The organism is Parapedobacter tibetensis, assembly GCF_024704835.1.
Lineage (GTDB): Bacteria > Bacteroidota > Bacteroidia > Sphingobacteriales > Sphingobacteriaceae > Parapedobacter > Parapedobacter tibetensis.
Genome location: NZ_JAMXBE010000075.1, coordinates 1 through 452, shown reverse-complemented (window position 1 = coordinate 452; position 452 = coordinate 1). Strand labels below are relative to the sequence as shown.

General features: G+C 41.4%; 1 protein-coding gene. It reads right to left on the bottom strand.

All coding sequences use genetic code 11. The features are described 5' to 3' along the window. On the bottom strand, window positions 1-332 hold a 332-nt coding region (locus NF543_RS25330; protein ID WP_373275034.1), incomplete at its 3' end, for a winged helix-turn-helix domain-containing protein. Window positions 333-452: the final 120 nt, after the last annotated feature.

The window sequence follows — 452 nt, the reverse complement described above, 5'->3', positions numbered from 1 at the left end:
ACAATAACACCTTCATCTTCCCATATCTCTTTTTGCAGCCGGCTTCTCTCTATAGTCTCGTTAGGAGACAACGCGAAAATGAGCAGTAGACGCGTTTCAGTTCCAGTCAGGTCTATGGTCTCTTTATTTATTACCAGTTGCCGTTCCTGCGCATCAAACAAGACCGAGCCAAAAGTGAATATCTTGGTACACTGACCCTTGGGTAAGGCTCTCCGTGGCTTAACAGATCTCAAAAAAATAAAACCAACAAATGCTAAAAATGGCAGGCTGCCCAGAAGATATCCATTCTTTGCTGTATTTATGCCCGTCGGTTTGAATTTAATGTTGATCATGTAACATGCTCTGGGTTGCTCTCTTCCTATGCATGCTACAATATCATCTTTTTTATTTTTGGATATAGCGTATCCATAGGCTACACTGGAGTTGCCACAGTTCAGAACATTAACTACATA